Annotated in this window: 24 protein-coding genes; 13 read left to right on the top strand and 11 right to left on the bottom strand. The window is 71.6% G+C overall.

The annotated features are described in order from the left end of the window. From ACZ5DS_RS10025 to glyA, 6 genes are all read right to left on the bottom strand, one after another. On the bottom strand, window positions 1-506 hold a 506-nt coding region (locus tag ACZ5DS_RS10025), incomplete at its 3' end, for a formyltetrahydrofolate deformylase (protein ID WP_468235666.1). Continuing rightward, entirely contained in the window at window positions 506-1120 is a 615-nt protein-coding gene (locus tag ACZ5DS_RS10020; protein ID WP_468235664.1) for a sarcosine oxidase subunit gamma, read from the bottom strand. The genes ACZ5DS_RS10020 and ACZ5DS_RS10025, both read right to left, overlap by 1 nt. Continuing rightward, on the bottom strand, window positions 1113-3986 hold the full coding sequence (locus tag ACZ5DS_RS10015; protein ID WP_468235662.1) for a sarcosine oxidase subunit alpha family protein: 2874 nt from the start codon (window positions 3984-3986) through the stop codon (window positions 1113-1115). The genes ACZ5DS_RS10020 and ACZ5DS_RS10015 overlap by 8 nt, the downstream gene beginning before the upstream one ends. After that, window positions 3983-4279 carry a sarcosine oxidase subunit delta gene (locus ACZ5DS_RS10010; protein ID WP_468235661.1) on the bottom strand — a complete coding sequence of 99 codons (297 nt, stop codon included), beginning with the start codon at window positions 4277-4279 and terminating at the stop codon, window positions 3983-3985. The genes ACZ5DS_RS10015 and ACZ5DS_RS10010 overlap by 4 nt, the downstream gene beginning before the upstream one ends. 10 nt (window positions 4280-4289) lie before the next feature. Beyond that, window positions 4290-5510 (bottom strand): sarcosine oxidase subunit beta family protein, encoded by a 1221-nt coding sequence (locus ACZ5DS_RS10005; protein ID WP_468235660.1) that lies wholly within the window; start codon window positions 5508-5510, stop codon window positions 4290-4292. Then, window positions 5507-6811 (bottom strand): serine hydroxymethyltransferase, encoded by a 1305-nt coding sequence (gene glyA / locus ACZ5DS_RS10000; RefSeq protein WP_468235658.1) that lies wholly within the window; start codon window positions 6809-6811, stop codon window positions 5507-5509. Before glyA ends, ACZ5DS_RS10005 begins: the two co-directional genes overlap by 4 nt. A gap of 97 nt (window positions 6812-6908) precedes the next feature. Between glyA and ACZ5DS_RS09995 the strand changes: the two genes are divergently transcribed. Both ACZ5DS_RS09995 and ACZ5DS_RS09990 read left to right on the top strand, forming a co-directional pair. After that, a complete protein-coding gene (locus ACZ5DS_RS09995; protein ID WP_468235657.1) occupies window positions 6909-7574 on the top strand; it encodes a GntR family transcriptional regulator in 666 nt (221 codons plus the stop codon). Window positions 7575-7682: 108 nt separating this feature from the next. Then, the gene (locus ACZ5DS_RS09990) at window positions 7683-8702 is read left to right on the top strand and encodes a proline racemase family protein (RefSeq protein WP_468235656.1); all 1020 of its coding nucleotides are present in this window, start codon (window positions 7683-7685) and stop codon (window positions 8700-8702) included. A 43-nt stretch (window positions 8703-8745) separates the two neighbouring features. Here ACZ5DS_RS09990 and ACZ5DS_RS09985 read toward each other — a convergent pair whose 3' ends face one another. From ACZ5DS_RS09985 to ACZ5DS_RS09965, 5 genes are all read right to left on the bottom strand, one after another. Continuing rightward, window positions 8746-9633 (bottom strand): SAM-dependent methyltransferase, encoded by an 888-nt coding sequence (locus ACZ5DS_RS09985; RefSeq protein ID WP_468235655.1) that lies wholly within the window; start codon window positions 9631-9633, stop codon window positions 8746-8748. A gap of 373 nt (window positions 9634-10006) precedes the next feature. After that, on the bottom strand, window positions 10007-10240 hold the full coding sequence (locus tag ACZ5DS_RS09980; RefSeq protein ID WP_468235653.1) for a DUF6059 family protein: 234 nt from the start codon (window positions 10238-10240) through the stop codon (window positions 10007-10009). Between the two features lie 125 nt (window positions 10241-10365). Continuing rightward, entirely contained in the window at window positions 10366-10584 is a 219-nt protein-coding gene (locus tag ACZ5DS_RS09975; RefSeq protein WP_468235652.1) for an acyl-CoA carboxylase subunit epsilon, read from the bottom strand. Between the two features lie 5 nt (window positions 10585-10589). Continuing rightward, window positions 10590-12188, bottom strand: coding sequence for an acyl-CoA carboxylase subunit beta (locus ACZ5DS_RS09970; protein ID WP_468235650.1), 1599 nt, complete (start codon window positions 12186-12188; stop codon window positions 10590-10592). A 1-nt stretch (window position 12189) separates the two neighbouring features. Then, the gene (locus tag ACZ5DS_RS09965) at window positions 12190-13113 is read right to left on the bottom strand and encodes a methionine adenosyltransferase (protein WP_468235648.1); all 924 of its coding nucleotides are present in this window, start codon (window positions 13111-13113) and stop codon (window positions 12190-12192) included. 547 nt (window positions 13114-13660) lie between these two features. On the opposite strand from ACZ5DS_RS09965, the gene ACZ5DS_RS09960 reads away from it, so the two are divergent. From ACZ5DS_RS09960 to ACZ5DS_RS09910, 11 genes are all read left to right on the top strand, one after another. Beyond that, a complete protein-coding gene (locus tag ACZ5DS_RS09960; protein WP_468235647.1) occupies window positions 13661-15550 on the top strand; it encodes an AfsR/SARP family transcriptional regulator in 1890 nt (629 codons plus the stop codon). Between the two features lie 232 nt (window positions 15551-15782). After that, a complete protein-coding gene (locus ACZ5DS_RS09955; RefSeq protein ID WP_468235646.1) occupies window positions 15783-17678 on the top strand; it encodes an AfsR/SARP family transcriptional regulator in 1896 nt (631 codons plus the stop codon). A gap of 88 nt (window positions 17679-17766) precedes the next feature. Next, window positions 17767-18048 carry an acyl carrier protein gene (locus ACZ5DS_RS09950; RefSeq protein ID WP_468235645.1) on the top strand — a complete coding sequence of 94 codons (282 nt, stop codon included), beginning with the start codon at window positions 17767-17769 and terminating at the stop codon, window positions 18046-18048. Further along, the gene (locus tag ACZ5DS_RS09945) at window positions 18045-19103 is read left to right on the top strand and encodes a methyltransferase (RefSeq protein ID WP_468235643.1); all 1059 of its coding nucleotides are present in this window, start codon (window positions 18045-18047) and stop codon (window positions 19101-19103) included. The genes ACZ5DS_RS09950 and ACZ5DS_RS09945 overlap by 4 nt, the downstream gene beginning before the upstream one ends. 34 nt (window positions 19104-19137) lie before the next feature. Then, entirely contained in the window at window positions 19138-19389 is a 252-nt protein-coding gene (locus ACZ5DS_RS09940; protein ID WP_468235641.1) for a phosphopantetheine-binding protein, read from the top strand. Beyond that, window positions 19389-19844 (top strand): SRPBCC family protein, encoded by a 456-nt coding sequence (locus ACZ5DS_RS09935; protein ID WP_468235639.1) that lies wholly within the window; start codon window positions 19389-19391, stop codon window positions 19842-19844. The genes ACZ5DS_RS09940 and ACZ5DS_RS09935 overlap by 1 nt, the downstream gene beginning before the upstream one ends. 61 nt (window positions 19845-19905) lie before the next feature. Further along, window positions 19906-21456, top strand: a complete 1551-nt coding sequence (locus tag ACZ5DS_RS09930; RefSeq protein ID WP_468235637.1) for an amino acid adenylation domain-containing protein — start codon at window positions 19906-19908, stop codon at window positions 21454-21456. A gap of 20 nt (window positions 21457-21476) precedes the next feature. Beyond that, entirely contained in the window at window positions 21477-21806 is a 330-nt protein-coding gene (locus tag ACZ5DS_RS09925; protein ID WP_468235635.1) for a TcmI family type II polyketide cyclase, read from the top strand. A gap of 136 nt (window positions 21807-21942) precedes the next feature. Continuing rightward, window positions 21943-22287 (top strand): cupin domain-containing protein, encoded by a 345-nt coding sequence (locus tag ACZ5DS_RS09920; protein ID WP_468235633.1) that lies wholly within the window; start codon window positions 21943-21945, stop codon window positions 22285-22287. 2 nt (window positions 22288-22289) lie between these two features. Then, window positions 22290-23555: a beta-ketoacyl-[acyl-carrier-protein] synthase family protein gene (locus ACZ5DS_RS09915; protein WP_468236401.1), complete on the top strand. Its 1266-nt coding sequence runs from the start codon at window positions 22290-22292 to the stop codon at window positions 23553-23555. Continuing rightward, window positions 23552-24772: a ketosynthase chain-length factor gene (locus ACZ5DS_RS09910; protein ID WP_468235632.1), complete on the top strand. Its 1221-nt coding sequence runs from the start codon at window positions 23552-23554 to the stop codon at window positions 24770-24772. Before ACZ5DS_RS09915 ends, ACZ5DS_RS09910 begins: the two co-directional genes overlap by 4 nt. Window positions 24773-24800: the final 28 nt, after the last annotated feature.

The raw sequence follows: 24800 nt of genomic DNA, 5'->3' as shown, positions 1-24800 counted from the left end.
TTGTGCTTCGTCTTGTGTTTTGTGCGGGGGGGCAACCGGCAACGGGAAGAGGGGGGTTTTGTGCTGGGTGAGGGGTTTTTTTGGGTCGGGGGGGGGGGCCCCCCCCCCCCCCCCACCTCGATGGGCAGGTCGCCGCTGCGGGCGCGGAAGAGCAGGTCGTTGAGGCAGTGGCCGTAGCGGGACACCATGACCAGCACGCGGCGCCGGGTGCCGACCGGTTCGAGGTGCCATCGCATGGCGAACGGACGGGCCACGGCGGCGAAGTCCCGGCACAGGGTCTGGGTGGTGTTCTCACCGTCGAGGGTGGCGAAGTGCACCCGCATGTAGAAGTGGCCGTCGCGACGGTCGCCGAACTGCCGGTTGTCGATGATGTCGCTGTCGTGCTCGACCAGGAACCGCGACACGGCATGGACGATGCCGGGAGCCTCGGGGCAGTCGAGGGCGAGCACGTACTCGACCGGTGGCGCGGCGGGGTCGGAGGACGGATCCAACGCTTTCCATGCCATCAGGGCACCTCCGGTCCGCGGTACTCCGTCATCGCGTCGATGAGCCAGCGGGCCAGGTAGTCGGCGAACGAGGACCGCGGGAAGAGCCGGTACGTCGGCGCGTCGTCGACCTGCCGGAGCAGCACCGGGACGGGTCCCACCGTGGTCGACACGGCCCGGCCCGGACCGAAGGCACGGGGATGCAGGTCCAGCGGGCAGCCCTTCTCCAGCACCTGCCGGGCGGACGGACCGCTCAGCTCCAGCGTGGTGCGGTTCGCCGAGACGTCCACGACCGAGCCCGGGGCTCCGGCGAGTGCCTGCCGCAACTCGGCGGTGTCGATGGGCTCTTCGGACAGCAGGAGCCACTCGTCGGGGCCGAGCCAGACGACCGTGCGGGGGCCGGACGCGGTGGTGTGGCCGCACTGGCGGGGGAGGGGCGCCCCCAGGGTCTGCTCCAGGCGGTCGGCCGCTTCGGACGCCGGGTCGACGCGCAGGTTCACCATGGTGAGGAACGGCACCTCGGTCAGCGTGACACCGCGGTCGCCGGTGACGGTGGCGGCGCGTATCCGCTCCGCCAGATGTGCCAGGGGGCTGGTGCGCAGTGGTGCGGGGCCTGCCCCGGTCGGCTCAGCCATCTCGCTTGGTCCCTTCGGGGTCGTAGAGGACGAAGTCGGTCACCTCGACGGGCACCAGGTCCTCGCCCACCGGGGCGAGCAGGGTCTCGCCGATCCTGGCCCGCCCGTCGGCGACGAGGGCGAGGGCGAAGGGGCGCCCGAGGGCCGGGCTGTGGTAGCTGGAGGTGACGTGGCCGAGCATCGGTACCGGCCCGGCCTCCGGGGTGATGGGCACGCCCGGCGCGACGAGCTGGGTGCCCTCGGGCAGCCGGGTCGTACGGTCGCTCGGCAGCAGGCCGACCAACTGCTTGCGGTCGGTGCGGGAGGTGTCGGCGCGGGAGTACGAGCGCCTGCCGATGAAGTCCTTCTGCTTCGAGACGACCCAGGACATGCCCGCGTCCTGCGGGGTGACGGTGCCGTCGGTGTCCTGGCCGACGATGATGTAGCCCTTCTCGGCCCGCAGGACGTGCATGGTCTCGGTGCCGTACGGGGTGATGCCGTAAGGCTGCCCGGCCTCGTACACCTGCTCCCAGACGGCCAGGCCGTACCACGCGGAGACGTTGATCTCGTAGGCGAGTTCGCCGGAGAAGGAGATCCGGCAGATGCGGGCCGGGATGGCGGAGGCCAGGGTGGTCTCGCGGAAGGCCATGAAGGGGAACGCCTCGGCGGACAGGTCCACATCGGGGGCGAGTTGGGCCACGACCTGGCGCGACTGCGGGCCGGCGACGGCGATCGTGGCCCACTGTTCGGTCACCGAGGTGCAGTGGACGTCGAGTTCCGGCCACTCGGTCTGCAGCCACTCCTCCAGCCAGTCCAGGACGCCGGCGGCGCCACCCGTCGTGGTGGTCATGAAGTAGCGGTTGTCGTCGAGGCGCAGGGTCACACCGTCGTCGAAGATCATGCCGTCGGGCTTGCACATGACGCCGTAGCGGGCCATGCCGGGCTTGAGCTTCTTGAAGGCGTTGGTGTAGATGCGGTTGAGGAACTCGCCCGCGTCCGCACCCCAGATCTCGATCTTGCCGAGGGTGGAGGCGTCCATGAACGCCACTCCCTCGCGGGCCGCGCGGCACTCGCGGGCCACGGCCGTGTCCATGTCCTCACCGGGTCGGGGGTAGTACCAAGGACGCTTCCACTGCCCGACGTCCTCGAACTGCGCACCGTGCGCGACGTGCCAGCTGTGGATGGACGTCGTGCGCTCCGGATCGAACAGCTCGCCGCGCTCACGACCGGCCAGGGCCGCGAAGGCCACCGGCGTGTACGGCGCCCGGTAGGCCGTGGTGCCGATCTCCCCGGGGGACGCACCCGCACCGAGGGCCTCGGCGATGACACCGATCGCGTTGACGCCGGACGTCTTGCCCTGGTCGTTCGCCGTGCCGAGCGAGGTGTAGCGCTTGACGTGCTCCACACCGCGCATGCCGGCGCCGGTGGAGCGCCAGACATCGGCGACCGTGACATCGCGCTGGAGGTCGACGAAGTGGGTGTCCCAGGTGCCGGGTTCGCCGTCGGGGGCGGGGACCAGCCACAGGGCACGCACGGGGCCTGCGGACCGGGCAGCGCCGGGCGACGGTACGGGCACCGGGAACCCGGCCTCCGTCGCGGCCCGCGCACCTGCCCGCGCTCCCTCGGCCAGACAGCCGTCCAGGTCGTACGTCCCGCGCGCCGCACCCACGACCTGCTGGTCCCGTACGGTGCCGTCGGGGACGAAGGCGACCAGGTCCTCGTCCCAGCGCAGCCGTCCCTGGCGCTGGCTGTGCAGGTGCACCACCGGGCTCCAGCCGCCCGAGACGGCGAGCAGGTCGCAGGCGAACGACTGTGGAGCCCCGGTGAGCCGACCGCTCTCGTCGAGGGCCTGGACGGTGACGCCGGTGAGCCGGCCTTCGCCCGTCGTGCCGACCACCGCGCTGCCCGTCAGCACCCGTACCCCGGTCGCCACCGCGACCTCGGCGGCCCGCCGGGACAGCTCCGGGCGCGCGTCCACGACGGCGGCGATGTCGATGCCGGCGGTGTGGAGATCGGCGACCGTGTCGTAGGCGCTGTCGTTGGTCGTGCCGACCACGGCCCGGGAGCCCGGGGCCACCGCGTACCGGTTGAGGTACGTGCGCACGGCCGCGGCGAGCATCACTCCGGGGCGGTCGTTGCCGGCGAAGGTCAGTGGACGCTCGTGCGCGCCGGTCGCCAGGACGACTTGGCGGGCCCGTATGTGCCACAGTCGCCGGCGCGAGACGCCTTCGGACGGATCGGGGGCGTCGGCTCCGAGATGGTCGGTGCGCCGCTGCAGGGCCAGCACGTAGTTGTCGTCGTACGAGCCGAAGGCCGTGGTGCGGTGCAGGACGACCACCTCGGGGGCGGCGTCGAGCGCTGCACGGGCCTCGGCGACCCACTTGAGGTCGGTCTGCGCGCCGGAGAGCAGCGAACCGCCGGGCTCGGGCTGGTCGTCGACGAGGATCACGCGGGCGCCGGAAACGGAGGCAGCGGCGGCCGCCGCAAGCCCGGCCGGTCCGGCGCCGACGACCAGGACGTCGGTGTGGACGTACTTCTTGTCGTAGACGGCGGGGTCGGGGGTCGGGTCGAGCCGGCCCATCCCGGACAGCGTCGTGGCGGACAGGCCGTCGTACAGCTCCACCGTGGTCGCGGGCAGCATGCCCTCCGAGCACGGGCCGTCGAGCTGCAGCAGGGCGTTGGGCTCCTCGACGCCCGCGGCGACGATGCCGCGCGGGCGGCCGCGGTAGAGCGACGGGGCGACCTCGACAAGGCCGTTCGCCAGCATCGCCGAGGCGACGGTGTCTCCGGGGTGCCCGGTCAACTCCCGTCCGTCCACGGTGAACCGCAGCACGGTGTCGCGGTCGATGCGGCCCCCCTGCCGGAGCCGGAAGCGCTGGTCGGTCATCGGTTCCCTCCGGCCTGGGGCAGTTCGGGGCGGGGCTCGTCGAGCCGGTAGGAAGCGAGCACCTCGTAGGTGACGGTGTCGCGCAGGACGTTGAACCAGCGGCGGCAGCCGGTGCTGTGCACCCACCGTTCGGCGAAGGGTCCCTTGGGGTTGTCGCGGTAGAAGACGTACTCGGCCCACTGCGCGTCGGAGAGTTCCGCGGGGTTCTCGGGGTAGGGGATGTGGGCCTGTCCCCCGTAGTGGTACTCGGTCTCGTCCCGAGGACCGCACCACGGGCAGGCGATCAGAAGCACCAGGTCCTCCTCAGTGGGCCACGGCTGCTGCGCCGTGCTCGTCGATCAGTGCGCCCGTCGTGAAGCGTTCGAGGGCGAAGGGGGCGTTCAGGGGATGCGGCTCGCCGGTGGCGATGGTGTGCGCGAAGGCCCAGCCGGCGGCCGGGGTGGCCTTGAACCCGCCGGTGCCCCAGCCGCAGTTGACGTACAGGTTCTCGACGGGTGTGCTGCCGATGATCGGGGAGGCGTCCGGGGTGACGTCGACGATGCCGCCCCAGGTCCGCAGCACATGCGCCCGCGCGAAGATCGGGAACAGCTCGACGGCGGCGGCCATCTGCCGCTCGATCACGTGGAAGGAGCCGCGCTGCCCGTAGCCGTTGTACGAGTCGACGCCGGCGCCCATCACCAGCTCGCCCTTGTGCGCCTGGGAGACGTAGACGTGCACGTGGTTCGACATCACCACGGTCGGGTGTACCGGCTCGTGCAGTTCGGAGACCAGCGCCTGCAGCGGGTGGGACTGCACCGGCAGCCGGAAGCCGGCCAGCTCGGCCAGCACACTGCTGTGGCCGGCGGCGGCGAGGCCGACCCGGCCGGCGAGGATGCGCCCGCGGTTCGTCTCGACGCCCACCACCCGGTCGCCGTCCTTGAGGAAGCCTGTGACCTCGCAGCCTTGGATCAGGTCCACGCCCAACTCGTCGGCGCGACGGGCCAGCGCCCACGCGACGTGGTCGTGCTTGGCGATGCCGGCCCGCGGCTGGAAGGTGCCGCCGAGGACCGGATACCGGGTGCGGGGCGAGACGTTGAGGATGGGGCAGACCTTGGCGACCTCCTCCGGCTCCAGCCACTGGGCGTCGACTCCGTTGAGGCGGTTGGCGCCCACGCGGCGCACGCCCTCACGGACGTCCTGGAGGGTGTGGGCGAGGTTGAGGACGCCGCGCTGGCTGAACAGGAAGTCGTAGTCCAGTTCCTCCGGGAGCGCCTCCCACAGCTTGAGAGCGTGCTCGTAGATGGCCGCGCTCTCGTCCCACAGGTAGTTGGAGCGGATGATCGTGGTGTTGCGGGCCATGTTGCCGCCGGCCAGCCAGCCCTTCTCCAGGACGGCGACGTCGGTGATGCCGTGGTTCTTGGCGAGGTAGTAGGCGGTGGCCAGGCCGTGGCCTCCCGCGCCGACGATGACGACGTCGTACGAGGAGCGCGGCTCGGGGTTGCGCCAGAGGAAGTCGGGATGCTCCGGCAGCGGCTCGGCTGTCATGCCGCGGCTCCGTTCAGATGGGGGTAGAGGGGGAATGCACCGGCGAGCTTCGCGACGCGGTCGCGCAGTACGTCGTCGGCCTGTTCGCCCTTCAGGGCTTCGGCGATGATGTCGGCGACCTCCCGGAACTCGGCCTCGCCGAAGCCGCGGGTGGCCAGGGCCGGGGTGCCGATCCGCAGCCCCGAGGACACCATCGGCGGACGGGGGTCGAACGGCACCGCATTGCGGTTGACGGTGATACCGATGCGGTGCAGCCGGTCCTCGGCCTGCTGCCCGTCGAGCGCGGACTTCCGCAGGTCGACCAGGACCAGGTGGACCTCGGTGCCGCCGGTCAGCACGGTGATCCCGGCCTCGGCGACGTCGTCGGCCAGCAGCCGTCCGGCGAGGATGCGGGCGCCGTCCAGGGTCCGCTGCTGGCGCTCCTTGAACTCCGCGCCCGCCGCGACCCTGAAGGCCACCGCCTTCGCCGCGATGACGTGCTCCAACGGGCCTCCCTGCTGGCCCGGGAAGACCGCGGAGTTGATCTTCTTGGCCAGGTCGGCCCGGCTGAGGATCACCCCGCCGCGCGGGCCGCCGAGCGTCTTGTGCGTGGTGGTCGTGACGACGTCCGCGTACGGCACCGGGCTCGGGTGCAGGCCCGCGGCCACCAGCCCGGCGAAGTGCGCCATGTCCACCAGCAGATACGCGCCCACCGCATCGGCGATCCGCCGGAAGGCGGCGAAGTCCAGCCGACGGGGGTAGGCCGACCAGCCGGCGACGATCATCCTGGGCCGGTGGGCGAGGGCGAGCTGCTCGACCTCGTCCATGTCGATGCGCATGTCGGACTCGCGCACGTGGTACGGCACGACGTTGTACAGCTTGCCGGAGAAGTTGATGCGCATGCCGTGGGTCAGGTGACCGCCGTGCGCCAGGTCGAGGCCGAGGATCGTGTCGCCGGGCTTCAGCAGCGCGAACATCGCGGCCGCGTTGGCCTGCGCGCCCGAGTGCGGCTGCACGTTCGCGGCCTCGGCGCCGAAGAGTTCCTTCACCCGGTCGACGGCCAGCCGCTCGATGACATCGACGTGTTCGCAGCCGCCGTAGTACCGGCGGCCCGGGTAGCCCTCGGCGTACTTGTTGGTCAAGACCGAGCCCTGGGCCTCCATGACGGCGGCCGGGGCGAAGTTCTCGGAGGCGATCATCTCGAGGGTGGACTGCTGGCGGTGCAGTTCGGCGTCGACGGCGGCGGCGACATCCGGGTCGAGTGCGCTGAGCGGGAGGGAGAGGGGGGAGGTGAGCGTGGTGGGCGACGGGTTCGTTGCCATCTGTGCACCATCCTGAGAGCCAACTAATGGGCAAACTGATATATCAGCCTCTGCGGTAAGGTATGGTAGGCAGCCCGGACAGGTCAAGGGGGCATTCATGGAGCAGGCGGCGACAGAGCCCATGGGTGAGGAGCTCTCCCTCGCCGAGCGCGCCTACCGCGCCATCCGTGACCGGCTCGTCATGCTCGACATCCGGCCGGGCGCGCCGATCAACGAGGAGCAGCTGGGACAGTCCCTCGGCGTCGGACGTACGCCGGTGCGCGAGGCGCTCAAGCGGCTCCAGTACGAGCGCCTGATCACGACCTACCCCCGCCGCGGCACCTTCGCCACCGACGTCAACATCAGGGACCTGGCCCACATCTCCGAGGTGCGCCAGGAGCTGGAGCCCCTGGCCGCTGCCCAGGCGGCGCGGCGCGCCACGGCCACGGACCGCGCGACCTTGACGGCTCTGCGGGGGGAGCTGGAGCGCGCGGATTCCCGTCGGCGCGGTGCCACCGAGCTCATGCGCCTGGACCTTCAGGTCCATCGCGCCGTCTACGCCGCCACGCACAACCCGTACCTGCAGGACACACTCGTCCGCTACGACAACCTGGCCACCCGTATCTGGTGCCTGTTCGTCGACCGTCTGTCCGACATGGCCGGCCACGTCGAGGAGCACGGACCGCTGATCGAGGCGATCGTCACCGGTGACTCCGACACGGCGGCACAGCTTGCCCGCAGTCACGTCACGGGCTTCGAACGGGCCGTTCGCGACGCCATCTGAGGCACCCTCCGGCTCTGTCAGTGCAGCCTGGAGGCGGAACTCGGTGTGCAGGAAGGGGAGCCTGCACGATGTGAACGCACGCGCACACGAGCTTCCACGAAGGACCTCATGACCATCTGCCAGGTTTCCACCACCGACTACCACGCCGGCGGTGAGCCGTTCCGTATCGTCCCCGATCCGCCGGTCGCCATCGAAGGGGCCACCGTCGCCGAGCGCCGTGTGTTCGCCATCGGCAACCCCGAGACGGACAACCTGCGCAAGCTGCTGTGCTTCGAACCCCGCGGGCACGCGGACATGTACGGCGGGTTCATCACCCCGCCCGACGACGGGGGCGCCCACTTCGGGGTGTTGTTCTGGCACAAGGACGGTTTCTCGACCGCGTGTGGCCACGGCTCCATCGCGCTCGCCGTCTGGGCCGTGCAGACCGGCCGCGTCAGCCGCGACCCCTCCGGCAGCACCACGGTCGTCATCGACGTCCCCTCGGGCCGGGTCACCCTGCGCGTGCACACGGACGGCGAGCGGATCACCGGCGTCGACTTCGTCAACGTCCCCAGCTACCGGCTCGCCGGACCCGTCACCGTCCGGACCTCACGCGGGGACGTCGTCGTCGACATCGCCTACGGCGGCGCCATCTACGCGCACCTCGACGCCGCCGGCGTCGGACTGGCCGTCACCCCCGAGCACTACTCCGATCTCATCTCGGTCGGACGCGAGGTGAAGTGGGCTCTGAACGACACCGAGCACGCCCGCCACCCCGTCGACGACCGCCTCAGCGGCATCTACGGCACGATCCTGTACGACGACCTGGGCACCGACGAGGACGGCAACCCGCACCAGCGCAACGTCACCGTCTTCGCCGACGGCCAGGTCGACCGCTCCCCGTGCGGCTCCGGCACCTGCTCACGCGTCGCCGTGCTCGCGGCGAGCGGCCACCTCGGGCCGGGGCAGATCCTGGTGCACGACTCGCTCGTCGGCACCCGGTTCCACGCCCGGATCGTCCGGGAACTGACCGCCGACGGCCGCCCCGCCGTCGTACCGGAGGTCACGGGGACGGCGTACCGGACCGGTGAGCACCGCTTCGAGATCGATTCGTACGACGACCTCGGCACCGGTTTCGTACTCCGCTGACCGGCCTGCCCACGGCCTGCATCAGACGGAAGCGGGTGTGGCCTCAGCGGGTGGCCCGGGCGATCCACCAGGCGCGGCCCCGGCGTGGCCCCGCCAGCCGCAGGAGTGCCGGGGTCTCCCGTCCCGTCCCGGCCGCGAGGGCGTGCGAGTCCACCACCTCGGGCGCCCAGTTGAAGCGGGAGAACCACGACCAGGGGTCGCGGGCGGTCGGATGAAGGGGCACCCCGATGGCGCCCAGCGTCCGCTGCATCTCCGCGTAGACGGGGAACCGTTCCAGCGCGTCGCCGAAATGGTCCAGCAGCAGCCGGCTGCCCCGCGCGGACATCGCGGTGACCTCGTCCATCAGCGTGTCGGCCGCCGGCGGAGTCAGGTACGGCAGCAAGCCCTCAGCGAGCCAGACGCTCTGCCGCCAGGGGTTGAAGCCGAGGGTGCGCAGCGCTCCCCGCCAGTCGCCCCGCAGATCCGCCGGTACCGGGACGCGCATGCAGTTCGGTACCTCCCCCGACCGCTGCACGATGTACTCCTTCAGCGCCAGCACATCGGGGCGGTCGACCTCGAACAGCACCGTGTCGGCGGGCCAGCGGAGCCGGAACGCCCGGGAGTCCATGCCGACACCCAGCAGCACCACCTGCCGCCTGCCCTCGCCCACCGCCTCGACGAGTGCACGGTCGAAGTAGCGGGTCCGCACGGCGACGGCGTCCCGCACGGCCGCGCGCGCCCCCTCGGGGGCCTGGGAGGGCAGCAGCCCCACTCCGCGGGCGACATTGACGAGGAGTGCCACGAGATGCTGGGCGAGGCGGTCCTCGAAGAGCCGGTCCGGCCGCCTGGTCTCCTCGCACCGCTCGATCACCGCCTTCAGCGCGGTGAGACCGACGCCGCTCGGGAGTGCGGGCGCCGCTCGACGGTCGTCCGGCCGTTCCTCTTGCCTCACGTCGTCACCCTTCGATCACCACGGGCAGAGCGTTCTGCGTGCCTGCCTACAAAATTCCCGCATCGGGGTCGGGTGCCTCCAGTGACAGGCCCCATGAAGACGGATTGCTGCGCGGTGGGAGCGAGAGCTGACGGATCCCGAAGCCGGGACGGGACGCTCCACCCCGTGTGACGTGGCTTCCCTCCCACCTGTCGTGCGCCTGTGCCGGCTCTCGGACCCGCTCTCCACTCGGAATTGGCCGGTCGGCCGGATTGTGACCACGCCGACGGTGTGGGCGCGGGTGCCTCGGAGCGTGTCCTTCGCCGTGGGAACTTGCGTCAGCGAGCCGAGAGGCCTGCCGGATTCCGGCAGAAAACGCTGCGGTGGCAACGCATCACGGCGGATACCACCAGGCCGTGCCGACCGCCTTCCGCAGCTCCCTGCGCAGGGCCCGCTCGGCAGCACTCAGCGGCACCTCGGGCCGCAGCCGCTCCGGGTGCCCGGGCGGTGCCGCATCGCCGAGCGCGGCCCACGGGTCCCCCACCCACATGCTCCCGGCCGCGATGACCCCGCGCGCCACCCGTCTCGCCCAACTCCGCAGCAGCGCCTCGACTCTTCCGCGTGCCACCGGATCGTCCTCCTCTCGTGTGTCCCCCCGCCCACGCCCGCCGTGAACCGGTGCCACGAGGGCGCCTTCGAGAGCCGGGGTGCGCGCCGACCGGTCGCGGAGGGGAGTCGGCGGGGCCCTGCGGGTCAGCGCCCGGGGTGCCAGCCCGGGCCCGGCCGGGAGACCCAGGCACCGGCCGGGCGATGGCCGGGATCCCCGTGGGCCGCCCATACAGCGGGACGGAGCGGAACAGGGTGCTCGTGGGGCGCCGCACCGGTCAGGGTGAGCAGGAGCACCGCGACCGCGGCGACCTCCTCCGGGCTCGGGCATCCGCGCACGATGCGCACGGTCGGGCCGGTGTCCATGGCGTTCACTGGGGCTGGTTCCCGTGTTTGCGGCTGGGCAGCGGCGCATGCTTGGCCGCGAGCGTGTCCAGCGCGTCGATCAGCCGGGCGCGGGTGTCCGCCGGATCGATCACATCGTCCACCAGCCCGCGTTCCGCGGCATGGTACGGATGCGTCAACTCCCGCCGGTACTCCTCGACCCTGGCCCGGCGCACCCGGTCCGGATCGGCGGCCTCGGCGATCTCGCGCCGGAAGACGACGTTCGCCGCCGCCTCGGCACCCATGACCGCGATCTCGTTCGTCGGCCAGGCCAGCGCCAGATCGGCGCCGACCGACCGGGAGTCCATGACGATGTACGCGCCGCCGTACGCCTTGCGCAGCACCACGGAGATCCGCGGCACCGTGGCGTTGCAGTAGGCGTAGAGAAGCTTCGCGCCGTACCGGATCACCCCGCCGTGCTCCTGGTCGACGCCGGGCAGGAAGCCGGGTACGTCCACGAAGGTGACGAGCGGGATGTTGAAGGAGTCGCAGAACTGCACGAAGCGCGCGGCCTTCTCCGCAGCGTGGATGTCGAGGACGCCCGCGAGCGCGGTCGGCTGGTTGGCGACCACCCCGACGACCCGGCCGCCCAGCCGTGCCAGGGCGCACACCACGTTGGTGGCCCACGCCTCGTGCACCTCCAGGAACTCCCCGTCGTCCACCACCTCGTGGATGACCCCGCGGATGTCGTAGGCGAGGGACGGATCGACCGGCACCAGGTCGTACAGGTCCTCGCAGCGTCGGTCGACCGGGTCCGACGGTGGCCCATGCGGCGGCAGTTCACGATTGTTGGCCGGCAGCAGTGAGAGCAGGTAGCGCACGTCCTGCAGACAGGCGTGCTCGTCGCTGTGGAGGAAGGAGGCCACGCCGGACACGGCCGCGTGGACGTCGGCGCCGCCGAGCTTCTCGTGGCTGACCTCCTCGCCCGTGACGGCGTGCACGACATCGGGGCCGGTGATGTACATCTGCGAGATGCCGCGTACGACGAACACGAAATCGGTGAGCGCGGGGGAGTAGGCGGCCCCGCCGGCGCACGGGCCCAGGACGACGCTGATCTGGGGGATCACACCGGAGTTGCGGGTGTTGCGGGCGAAGATCCCACCGTATCCGGCCAGCGCCGTCACGCCCTCCTGGATGCGCGCTCCCGCCCCGTCGCACAGCCCCACCAGCGGCGCACCCGCGGCCGCGGCCATGTCCATGATCTTGTGGATCTTCTCGGCATGCGCTTCGCCGAGAGCGCCTCCGAAGATGCGGAAATCGTGGGCGTACGCGAAGACCTGACGGCCGTTCACCGGACCCCAGCCGGTGACCACCCCGTCGGTGGACGGCCTCCTGGCCTCCACGCCGAACCCCGTGGCGCGGTGCCGGCGAAAGGCCTCCACCTCGGTGAAGGCACCGTCGTCGAAGAGGAGCGCGAGCCGTTCGCGGGCCGTCAGCTTGCCCTTCGCGTGCTGTGCCTCGGTCGCCCGGGGACCCGGTCCCCGGAGCACAGCCTGCTGCCGCTCGGCGAGATCTGCAGTCAACTCCCTTATATCTTTCTGTCCTTCGGCGGATTTGGTGGTGACGGCTTGTTTCACGGTGGTCATCTCAGGCTCCCGTCGCCTTGCGCAGGGCGTCCACGCGGTCGGTGCGCTCCCAGGTGAAGTCGGGGAGCTCGCGGCCGAAGTGGCCGTAGGCGGCGGTCTGGGCGTAGATCGGGCGGAGCAGGTCGAGGTCGCGGATGATGGCGGCCGGGCGGAGGTCGAAGACCTCGTCGATCGCCTTCTCGATCTTCTCGGTCTCGGCGCCGCCGCCGTGGCGGGCCATGCCGCCGTAGGTGTCGATGATGATCTTGCGGCCGGTCAGGCCGGCGTCGCCCATCGGGCCGCCGATCTCGAAGCGGCCGGTGGGGTTGACCAGCAGCCGGTAGCCCTCGGTGTCCAGCTTGATGCCGTCGTCCAGCAGCGCCTTCAGCTCCGGCTCGACGACGAACTCGCGGATGTCGGGCGCCAGCAGCGACTCCAGGTCGATGTCACTGGCGTGCTGGGAGGAGACGACCACGGTGTCGAGGCGGACGGCCTTGTCGCCGTCGTACTCGATGGTGACCTGCGTCTTGCCGTCCGGGCGCAGGTAGGGGATCGTGCCGTTCTTGCGGACCTCGGACAGCCGCTTGGACAGGCGGTGCGCCAGGAAGATCGGCAGCGGCATCAGGGTCGGCGTCTCGTCGGACGCGTAACCGAACATCAGGCCCTGGTCGCCCGCACCCTGTCGGTCCAGCTCGTCGAATTCTCCACCTGCGGCGGCACCCTCGACCCGCGACTCGTAGGCCGTGTCGACACCCTGCGCGATGTCCGGGGACTGCGCGCCGATCGACACGTGCACCAGACCGGTGGTGATCAGGGTTTCGACGGCGACCCGGGAGGTCGGGTCCTCGCGCACAAGCGCGTCGAGAATGGTGTCGCTGATCTGGTCAGCGATCTTGTCGGGGTGACCCTCGGTCACGGACTCCGAGGTGAACAAGCGACGGGACACGGTGCTCCTTCCGGCTGAGGGCTTGTGGTGTCCCGGCGAGTGTGGGGGCCCGGTCTGAGAGGTCGCTGGTTCTTGTCTGAAGCGCGTGGGCGCAGCGCGCGGGTTCACGAGGGCACGGAGGCCGGGACCCGGCGCGACGACGGATAGCCGAAAGTCGCGGCGGCAGCATGCCGGGAATCGATGAAAACGCGCCGAACGGCTGCCGACAACCATCATTCCCCGCGTGACGGGTAGGGAACTGTCACCTTGGTCGTTAGCATCCAGGCGAAGCGCCCGGGGCCGCGCCGCCGAGGTGTGTCACCGAGGTCAACCTGAAGTCGAACACGGTCAAAAACCGGGGGACCGCAGGCGGACAAGGGGACGATCCCCCTGCGGAGAAGGGCGCGACGCGGCCGGTGGCTGCCGGTGAAACGCGCCGCGTCCGGAATTTCCCCACGGCTTTGCCGGGCTGGGACGGGGCCAGATGGAGTTTCGTGTCCTTGGATTGGTCGAGGTCTTGAAGGACGAGCAGCCGGTACCGCTGCACGGAACGAAACCCAGAACGGCATTGGCGGCACTTCTGCTCGCCGAGGGCGGTGTCCTCTCCAAAAGCCGGCTCAGCAGCGCCCTGTGGGGCGCGCGGCCGCCCACGACGGTGCGCGCCCAGATCCACACCTACGTCTCCCGGCTGCGCAAGCTGCTCGCGCCTCACGCGGACGTGGCGCGGGAATCCGACGGCTACGTGCTGCGCTCGGACGAGGCCGCCTTCGACCTGGCCGAGTTCCACCACCTCGCGGCACTCGGGTACGACGAGCTCGGCCGCCGCCGTTACGAGGCCGCGTCGGACCGGCTGACCCGGGCCCTGAGCCTGTGGCGGGGGCCGGCGCTGACGGGCACCACCGAGCACCTTGCGCAGACCGAACTGGCCCGCCTGGAGGAGTCCCGGATGGCTGCCGTCGAAGGGCACGCGGAGGCGGGCCTGGCGCTGGGCCGGCACGCCCGGCTGGTCGCCGAACTCGGCGACCTCGTCGAGCAGTTCCCGCTGCGCGAACGCATCCGCGCCCAGCTCATGACCGCCCTCTACCGCTGCGGGCGGCAGGCGGACGCCCTCAACGTCTACCGCCAGGGACGCCAGGTGCTCGTCGAGGAACTCGGCGTGGAGCCGAGCGCCACGCTCAACCGGGTCTTCGAGGGCATCCTGCGCGCCGATCCCGGACTCGACCCGCCCGGCGTCCCGGACCAGCGGATCCAGGTCGTCACACGGGATGCCGAACGGCCCGAGATGGTCCCCGCCGACCTCACCGACTTCACCGGCCGCACGGCGCCCGCACGCGCGCTCTGCGCGGACCTGTGCGCGGGGCGCGACACCGTCACGGCCATCTCCGGAATGGCGGGCACCGGCAAGAGCGCGCTCGCCGTGCACGTGGCCCACGGCTGTGCGCAGGACTTCCCCGACGGCAGCCTGTACGCGGACATGAGCGGGCCGGGGGAGCGGCCTGGGGATCCCTTCGAGGTGCTGGGCCTGTTCCTGCCCGCGTTGGGCGTTCCGGGCGAGCTGCCGGGGTCGCTGGACGAACGGGTGCGGATGTACCGCGACCGCCTCGCGGGCCGCAGGATGCTGGTGCTGCTCGACAACGCGGCGGACGAGCGGCAGATCCGTGACCTGCTGCCCGGCCCGGGAACGGCGCGTGGCCTGGTGACCAGCCGGATGCGGCTGCCGGCGCTCGCCGGTGCCCGGGGCCTGGACCTCCCGGGCTTCGAACAGGGGGAGGCTCTCGGTCTGCTGAGCGCGGTGATCGGCCCCGCGCGCGTGGCGGCCGACGCCAGGAGCGCCGGCCGGCTGGTCGAGCTGTGCGACCGGCTCCCGCTGGCGGTGCGCTGCGCGGCGACCCGGCTGGCGGCCAAACCGCACTGGTCCCTGGCCCGGCTGGCGGACCGGATGGCCGATGCCTCGCGCCACCGGCTGGACGAACTGGCCGTCTCCGACCTCGACGTGCGGGTCAGTCTGGAAGGGACCTATGCCACGCTCCCCGACGAGCTGCGGGCGGCCCTTGGACGGCTGGTGTTGCTGGGGACCTCCGAGATCCCGGTGTGGGCCGCCGCGGCAGTCCTGGACGTCGCCGAGTGTGAGGCCGAGGACCTGCTGGAGGCGATGGTCGATGCCCGCGTGGTGACGGTGGCGCAGACCGCGCCGGGCGACCCGCCGACGTACGTGCTGCCCGTGCTGTTCCGGCTGCTCGTCGCCGAGCGGACCCGGCAGCCGGGCGTGGAGAGGGAGCGGACGGCGGCCTTCGCCCGGGTGCTGACGTCCTGGCTGGGGCGGTTCGGGGCGCGGGAGGGGTGCCAGGCCGTGCGGCAGAGCGCCGCCCTGACGTTCTGCCGCGCGACGGTCCCGTATCCCGGAAGCGTCTGGGATGTGTGCCACGACTTCGCGCACTTCGTCGACCAGTTCCTGTGAACGGATTTCCTGCGCACATTCGGAAGCAGTCCTTCCGGCCGATTCGCCGGATCCTCGTATAGCCCCGATATAGAGGCGGGCCGCACGAATATAGTCCGCTTCACAAAGCTGTTTCCCGGCGCGTCCCGCGGCCCGAAAGCACCCGCGGATGCGGCGCGCACACGTGCCCCCTCACAGCCGGCCGACACCGGTTTCAGCGGGGCTCCAGAACCGGGAAATCCGAGGTGACGGAGTGCAGTTCCGAATACTGGGGAATCTCGAAGTGGCGGCCGACCGCGACCGCCCCGTACTGCTCGCCCCGAAGCTGCGGACCGTTCTGTCGGTCCTGCTCATTTCGCGCGGCCGCAGTGTGCCCATCGACCGGTTCGTCGAGGAGCTGTGGCAGGACCACCCCCCGGCGACCGTGTCGGCCACCATGCAGACGTACGTGTACCAGATCCGCAAACTTCTCGCCGCCGCCGGGGTAGACACCGGCGTGCGTCTGGAGACGGACTCCAGCGGGTACGCCCTGCGGGCACCCGCCGAGCACATCGACGCCCACGTCTTCGAGAGCCGCTTCGAGCAGGGCAAGCGCGCCCTCGAAGCCGGGGACCACATGGGTGCCGTGGCCGCCTTCGACCGGGCGCTCGCCATGTGGCGCTCCTCGGTCTTCGCCGACGTGCCGAAGGGGCCCTTCCTGGAGGCGTCCGCGGCCCGCCTGGAGGAGGCCCGGATGCAGGCGATCGAACTCAGGGTCGAGGCCTATCTGCGGCTCGGCCGGCAACTCGACATCCTTCCCGAACTCCAGGCGCTCACCGTGCGTCATCCACTGCACGAAGGGCTCCACTCCCGTCTGATGCTCGCCCTGCACCGCGCCGGCCGGCGTCACGAGTCGCTGGACGTGTACCGGCGGCTGCGGGAGACGCTCACCGACGAACTGGGCCTGGAGCCCTCGCCCGAAGTCCAGCGGCTGCACCGGGCGTTGCTGGCCGGCGACCCGGCACTGGAGGAGGGTGCCGGTCCGGTGCGCCCGCACCGGACGAGGCTGACACCGCCCGCACAGCTGCCGCCCGACATAGCGGACTTCTGCGGACGCGGCGACGAACTCGCCGAGCTGGAACGGCTGCTGGGCCGTGGCGGCGGTGACGGACCGGCGCCGCGGATCGTCGCGCTGTGCGGTATGGCCGGGGTCGGCAAGACCGCGCTCGCCGCCAGGCTGGCGCACCGCTTGCGGCGGTTCTACCCCGACGGACAGTTCTTCGCCCGCTTCCGCGCCGACGAGGCCGACGGCGACGCAGCGCCGCCCGAACCGCACGCGGTGATCGGCTCGTTCCTGCGGGGCGCCGGCTTTCTGCCGGAGCAGATCCCGCAGGATCTGGCCGGCCGCGCCCAGCTGTTCCGCAGCTGGTGCGCCGATCGCCGGGTGCTCCTCCTCCTCGACGACATCGACTGCGAGGACCAGGTCGAAAGCCTCCTGCCCGGCGGCCCCGGCTGCGGTGTGGTGATCACCGGCCGCGCACCGCTGTACGGACTGAGCGGCGCCCACCGCAGAGAGGTCGAGCCGCTGCGGCCCGCGGAGGCCGTCGAGCTGCTCGCCACCGTCACCGGCCGGCGCTGGTCCGGGCCGGAACGCCGCACCGCGCTGGCGATCGCCGAGCGCTGCGAACATCTCCCGGTCGCCCTGCGCGCGGTGGGCTCCAGACTCGCCCTGTCCGCCGGTCTGTCGCTGGAAGAGGCGGCGGCGCGCCTCGCCGACCCCCGGCGCCGCCTCGACCTGCTCAGGGCCGGCGACGCGGATCTGACCCATCGGCTGGAGCAGTCCTGCCGCGGCCTCGACACGCCGTGCCGGCACGTCCTGCACCGGCTCAGCCGAGCCGAGGTCACCGGCCTCGCCGCGTCGTCCGCCTTCTCCGCCGAGGACGTCACGCCGCTGCTCGGCCTGCCCCCGGTCACCGTGGACGCGCTGCTGGGCCGGCTGCACGACCGCCGGCTGCTGCTGGCGGGGTCGTCACGGCCCGGAGGCGAGGTGCGCTACCGGCTGCCCGAGTTGGTGCGTCTGTTCGTACTGGACCGCCAGGACGAATTCACGTCCGCAGCGGCGCCGGAAACGCCCGGGCGCGTTCTCCCGTCCGTCGCCTTCACCACGTAGTCAGAGATTCTTCAGCGGCCGCTCCCAGGATGGGCCGAGGACGACATCGAGAAAGTAGAATCCGTCAGTCCGGGGAGGAAGTGACGGTGTGCCGGAACTGACCTTCGAAAAGCTGATCGACCTGACCCGCACCCATGCCGGTGAGGCCGAGGACGGCGCGCTGGACGGTGACATCGTGGACGTGCTGTTCTCCCATCTCGGATACGACTCCGTCGCCCTTCTGGAAGTCATCAACCAGATCAGGTTCGAGTACGGCATCGATCTCTCGGAAGACGCCTTGGGTGAGATGAGAACACCCCGTCAGGTGCTCGAAAAGGTCAATGACGTCCTGCGCAGCAGGCCTGAGATCCCAAGGAGTGTGCAGCAGTGAGTGAGGTCCAGGAAAAGGCCCCCGAGACCGCCGCCGAGCAGTTTCTGCCGAACGACCTGTACGGGCTCCAGCTGGTGTTGCTCGCCTCCGGCGGACGGCTCTTCCAGATGGTGCACGCCCTCACCGAACTGAGGATCGCCGACCTCCTCGACGAAAAACCCCTGCCCGTGTCCGAACTGGCCGAGCGGGCGGGCGCGCACGAGACCGCGCTGCTGCGGCTGCTGCGGTGCACGGCGATGCTCGGCATCTTCGCCGAGGGGCCGACCGGCGTCTTCCGAACCACCCCGGTGGCGAAGGCGCTCACCCACGACAATCCGCACGGCGTGCTGCCGCTCGTGCGCTACAACCACATGCAGCTCACCTCCCGGCCCTTCGACGAGCTCCTGCACAGTGTGCGGACCGGACAGCCCGCCTTCCCCGAGGTCTTCGGCGTCACGTTCAACGCGTACCTGGAGGCGAACCCCGAGGCGGACCGCTTCTGCGACGAGTTCCAGTCCTACTGGGCCCGCCAGTTCGCCGAGGAGGAACTCGACCAGTGGGACCTCGGCCGGTTCGGCTCCCTGGCCGATCTCGGCGGCGGTGACGGCTACTTCCTCGCGCAGGCGCTGCGCAGGTATCCGCGGATGACGGCCACCCTCGTCGACCTGCCCTGGATGGCCCGCAAGGCCGAGCGGGTGCTCGCCGAGCACGGCGTGGCCGACCGCGCCCGGATCGTGGGCGGCGACCTGCTCGCGGACCCGGTTCCCCGGGGCGCCGCATGCTATTTCGTGAAGGCCGTGTTCATGCGTTTCTCGGACGAGGAGGCGGAACGCGCGCTGCGTCGGATCCGGGAGGCCATCGGCGACACCGGCGCACGTCTGCTCATCGTCGACTCGGTACTGAAACCGGGGAACGAATGGGATCACGGAAAGCTGCTCGACATCGACATGCTCGTGCTGCACGGCGGCCGGAAGCGGACGATCGAGGACTGGCACCGGCTGTTCTCCCGCACGGGTTTCGAATTGGTCAACGAGCCCGTCTTCCACTGGGACCTGCTCGAGTGCCGTCCCGTCTGACCCACCCGGTCGATCGCACACCACGGAGGTGAACATGGAACTGGTCGGCATGGATACCGCGGAACTCCAGGAGATCCTGACCACCCACATCGGACTGGAGCAACAGGACGTCGAATCCGCGGGCGACGTCTCGCTCAGCGAACTCGGCGTGGACTCCGTCGGGCTCATCGAAATCCACAAGGTGATATCCGAACGACACGGAATCGAACTCCCCGAGGACATAGCAGCCATGACCGTCCAGCAGCTCCTGGACCAGGTGAACGCCCGCGTCGAAAGGGGTGAGTGATGGCGAGCAGCACCGACAACTCCGTCCACATCGCGGCTCCGCTGGAGACCGTGTGGCGGCTGACCAACGACGTGCGGACCTGGCCGCAGCTCTTCACCGAGTACGCCGCCGTCGAGGTCCTCCACGAGGAGGGCGACACCGTGCGGTTCCGGCTGACGATGGTGCCGGACGACGACGGCACGGTGTGGAGCTGGGTCAGCGAACGCACCATGGACCCGGGCTCCCGTTCCGTGCGTGCCCACCGGGTGGAGACCGGTCCCTTCACGTACATGCGCATCCACTGGACGTACGAGCCCGACGGCGCAGGCACCCTCATGCGGTGGCGGCAGGAGTTCGAGGCCAAGCCGGACGCACCCTTCGACGACGCCGCCATCACCCGGCGCATCAACGACAACACCCGCATCCAGATGGACGCCATCAAGAGGAAGGTCGAACAGGCCGCCGCCGTCGCCTGACGCCGGCCGGAGCCGTGTCGCCCGCGCACCCCTCCTCCGTGCCCTGGTCCGAGGAGACCCGATGTTCGAGAAGCCCGTCAGGCCTGGCCGGACACTGTTCGACTGGTTCGCCGCGGCCGCCGCCCGCCACCCCGACCGGGACGCCCTAGAGGTGTCCGGCACGACCCTGACGTACCGTCAACTCGACCATGTCGCCGGGCAGGTCGCCGACGAGATCGTTCGGCTCCACGGCCGCCCTCCCGAGCGGGTGGGCATTCACGCGGGCCGCAGCCCGGCGGCGTACGCGGGCTATCTGGCCGCGCTGCGACTGGGCGCCGCCGCCCTGCCGCTCAACCCGTCCTTCCCCGCGGCACGCAACCAGCACATCGTGCGGGTCGCGGACCCGGCGGTGGTGATCGGCGAGCGGCCGGTGCCCCACCTGCCCGTACCGGCGCTCACCCTCGGTGCGGACGACGTGCAGGCCCTGCTGCGGCAGCCCGCCGCGCCGTCGCCGCCGGTGGCGGCCGACCCCGCGGGCACGGCGTACGTCCTGTTCACCTCGGGCTCCACGGGCACGCCCAAAGGAGTGCCGGTCGGGCACCGTCAGATCGACGCCTACCTGGCGGACGTCGTCCCGCGCTACGCCCTCGGCCCCGGCGCACGGGTCAGTCAGACCTTCGACCTCACCTTCGACCTGTCGGTCTTCGACCTCTTCGCCACCTGGGGCTCCGGGGCCACCCTCGTGGTCCCCGGCCGCGGTGAACTGCTCGCCCCCGCACGGTTCGTCGCCGAGCGCGCCCTCACCCACTGGTTCTCCGTGCCCTCGGTGATCTCCCTGGCGCAGCGGCTGGGCCGGCTGCCCGAGTCAGGCATGCCCGGACTGCGCTGGAGCCTGTTCTGCGGCGAGCAGCTGACCCTCGAACAGGCCGCGGCCTGGCGCCGGGCGGCCCCGGCCAGTGTCGTGGAGAACCTGTACGGACCGACCGAACTCACCCTCAGCTGCGCCCGGTTCCGGCTCCCCGCCGACCCCGCGGCCTGGCCCGCCACCTCCAACGGCACGGTGCCGATCGGCACCGTGCACCCCGGGCACGAGGCCCTGGTGCTGGACGGGGAGGGGCGCCCGGCGACCACGGGCGAGCTGTGCGTACGCGGCCCGCAGCGGTTCGCCGGCTATCTCGACCCGGCCGACAACAGGGACCGCTTCCTGCGCCACGACGGCCGTGCCGCCCGCCCGTGGACCGGGTCCGGCCCGCCGGACGACGGCCTCTGGTACCGCACCGGCGACCTGGTGCGCGTGGAAGGCGGCGAACTGGTCCACCACGGCCGGCTGGACCACCAGGTCAAGGTCCAGGGCTACCGCGTCGAACTGGGCGAGATCGAGGCCGCGTTGCGGTCGCGGCCGGGCGTGCGGGACGCCATCGTCGTGGTCCTCACCGAACCCGGCGGAGCGACGGCGCTGCACGCCGTGTGCACCGGGGACACGGACGACGGCGAGGAGGCGTTGCGCGCGCTGGCCGAGCGGCTGCCCCGGCACATGGTGCCGCGCACCGTGACCTTCTGGTCCGGGCTTCCGCTCAACCCCAACGGAAAGATCGATCGCGAGGCCATCAGGACGCGGCTCGCGGACGACTGAGACGATCGCAGGGAGTGCTCATGCAGCGTGTTGTCTTCATCGACCGCATGGATCCGCGCGACGCTGACCAGGTCGCGAAGATCTGGACGTCCCACGACGCGACGCGGCTGCCGCGCGAGATCGGCGTGGCCCGCCGCACCCTCTACCGGTTCCGCGGCCTGTACGTCCACCTGGTGGAAGCCGCCGAAGACGTACAGGGTGCCCTGGCCGACCGGATCCTCGACGCCCGCACCGCCCCGGAGTTCATCGAGACGCGCGACGCACTGGCCGGCTTCCTGCGGCCCTACGCGCCCGACTGCCGCACCCTGACGGACACCCGGGCCGAAGAGTTCTACCACTGGCGGGCGTAGCGGCCCGGACCGAGCCGCCGATCCACCGGGCGGGCGCCGTCCGCCCCTCACCGAGGAGCACCCTGTGCCGGGTCTGATCAAGATATCCATGCACGACGCACCGGCCAGCACCAGGCTGGGCGGGACCATACGACCGATGCTGACGCCCGCGAGCGTGGGAGCCAGCACGGGATTTCTCGGAACGATGACCCTGGAGCCCGGCGAGTACGTCGCCGAGCACTACCACCCACACTCGGAGGAGTTCGTCTTCGTGGTGCGCGGTGCCGTCCTGGTGCGCGTCGACGGAGAGGAACTCACCGTCGGGGCCCACGAGGCGGTTCTCGTACCCCGGTTCGGCTCCCACCGCTACGAGAACCGCGGCACGGAGCCCGCCCTCCTCGTGTTCCAGATGGCACCCCTCGCGCCCAGCCCCGAGGAGGGCCACGTCGAGGTGGAGAAGCCGGCGTCGCCGAGTGCCCCTCCGCCGGTGGTGGGAAAGTGAGCATGCGCCGGGCGGTCATCACCGGTGTCGGCGTCGTCGCACCCGGCGGCGTCGGTGCGAAACCCTTCTGGGAACAGATCACTTCGGGCCGGTCCGCGACCCGTCCGGTGTCGCTGTTCGACGCCACCGGATTCCGGTCGCGCATCGCGGGCGAGGTCGACTTCGACCCCCTGGCCGCCGGGCTCACCCGCCGGCAGGCCGAGGGCCTTGACCGGATGGTGCAGTTCGCGCTCGTCGGCCTCGCCGAGGCGATGGAGGACAGCGGTCTGGAACCGGACGGCACCGACCCCGCCCGCGTCGGCGTCAGCATGGGCACGGCCGTCGGCCTCACCATGGGCCTGGAGAGCCAGTACGTGCGGGTCAGCTCAGGCGGCCGGGAGTGGCTGGTCGATCACCGGCTGGCCGCCGACACCCTCTTCGACTGCTTCGTCCCGTCCTCCATGGCCCGCGAGGTCGCCTGGGCGTGCGGCGCCGAGGGCCCGGCGACCGTGGTCTCCACCGGCTGCACCTCCGGCCTCGACGCCGTCGGGCACGCCCTGGACCTGATCCGGGACGACGCCGCGGACGTGGTGATCACCGGGGCCACCGACGCCCCGCTGTCGCCGATCACCTACGCCTGCTTCGACGCGCTGCGCGCCACCTCGCCCGACAACCACGATCCGGCGGGCGCCTGCCGGCCGTTCGACCGCACCCGCAACGGGTTCGCCCTGGGCGAGGGCGCAGCCGTGTTCGTCCTGGAGGAACTGGACCACGCCCGCCGGCGCGGCGCCCACGTCTACGCCGAGCTCGCCGGATTCGCCACCCGCTGCAACGCCTACCACATGACCGGACTGCGCTCCGACGGCGCGGAGATGGCGGAGGCGATCCGCGCGGCGATGGCCCAGAGCCGCCTCGCCCCCGAGGACCTCGACTACATCAACGCCCATGGCTCCGGCACGAAGCAGAACGACCTGCACGAGACGGCGGCGTTCAAACGGGCGCTCGGCCCGGCCGCCCACGACGTGCCGATCAGCTCCATCAAGTCCATGATCGGACACGCCCTGGGCTCGGTCGGCTCCATCGAGATCGCCGCCTGCGCACTCGCCGTCGAGCACGGCGTGATACCGCCCACCGCCAATCTGCGCCACCCCGACCCGGAGTGCGACCTCGACTATGTGCCGCTGGTCGCCCGGGAGGCCCGGGTGGACTCGGCGCTCACCGTCGGCAGCGGCTTCGGCGGATTCCAGAGCGCGGCCGTCCTGCGGCGCTGGCAGGGGGGTACGGCATGACGGCACGCGTGGTGGTGACGGGGGCCGGTGTCGTGGCCCCCAACGGGCTGGGTGCCGAGGAGCAGTGGCGGGCGACCCTCGCGGGCCGCAGCGGTCTCGGGCCGATCACCCGGTTCGACTCCTCGCGCTATCCGGTCCGCGTCGTCGGCGAGGTCCCCGGCTTCGTACCGGCCGAGCAGGTGCCCGGACGGCTGCTCCCGCAGACGGACCGGGTCACCCAGTTCGCCCTCGCCGCCGCCGACCAGGCCCTCGGGGACGCCGACGTGTCCCTGGCGGACGTGGGCGACTTCGACGCCGGCGTGATCACGGCGAGCGGCTGCGGGGGATTCGAGTTCGGCCAGCGCGAACTGCAGAAGCTGTGGAGCCAGGGGCCGGGGCGGGTCAGCGCCTACCAGTCCTTCGCCTGGTTCTACGCGGTGAACACCGGGCAGCTGTCGATCCGGCACGGCACCCGGGGAACCGGCAGCGTGCTGGTGACCGAACAGGCCGGGGGACTGGACGCGCTGGCGGCCGCCCGGCGACGGCTGCGCCGCGGAGACCTGCGGGTCGTGCTCGGCGGCGGATTCGACGCGCCGCTCTCCCCGTGGGGGCTGACCGCGCAGATACCCAACGGACTGCTGAGCACCCGTCGGGACCCCGCCCGTGCCTACCTGCCGTTCGACCGCGCGGCGGCCGGCTACGTACCCGGCGAGGGCGGGGCCGTACTCGTCCTGGAGACCCTCGACGACGCCGAGAGCCGTGGGGCCCGGACCGTGTACGGGGAGATCGCGGGCCATGCGGCCACGTTCGACCCCCGCCCGGGCTCCGGACGCCCCGGCAACCTCGTCAGGGCGATCCGCGGCGCGCTGGACGACGCGGGGCTGGACCCCGGCGACATCGGCGCCGTGTTCGCCGACGGCGCCGCGACACCCGGACCGGACGCGGCGGAGGCGAACGCCCTCGCGGAGGTCTTCGGCCCCCGGGCCGTCCCCGTGAGCGTGCCGAAGACCATGACCGGCCGGCTGTACGCGGGCGGCGCCCCCCTCGACGTCTTCGCCGCGCTGATGACCCTGCGGGAGGGCGTGGTGCCGCCCGCGGTGCACATCGGCGACGTCCCGGCGGACCACCGGATCGACCTGGTCGTCGGCGCGCCCCGCCGGGTGCCGGTCCGAGCCGCCCTCGTCGTGGCCCGCGGCCACGGCGGCTTCAACTCCGCGCTCGTCGTGCGGGCCGTCTGACCCGCCCGCGAACCCTCCGAAGGGAGCT

The organism is Streptomyces sp. NPDC031100 (assembly GCF_055570785.1).
The sequence above is the reverse complement of the archived record's forward strand: the minus strand, read 5'-3'. Positions and strand labels throughout refer to the sequence as shown.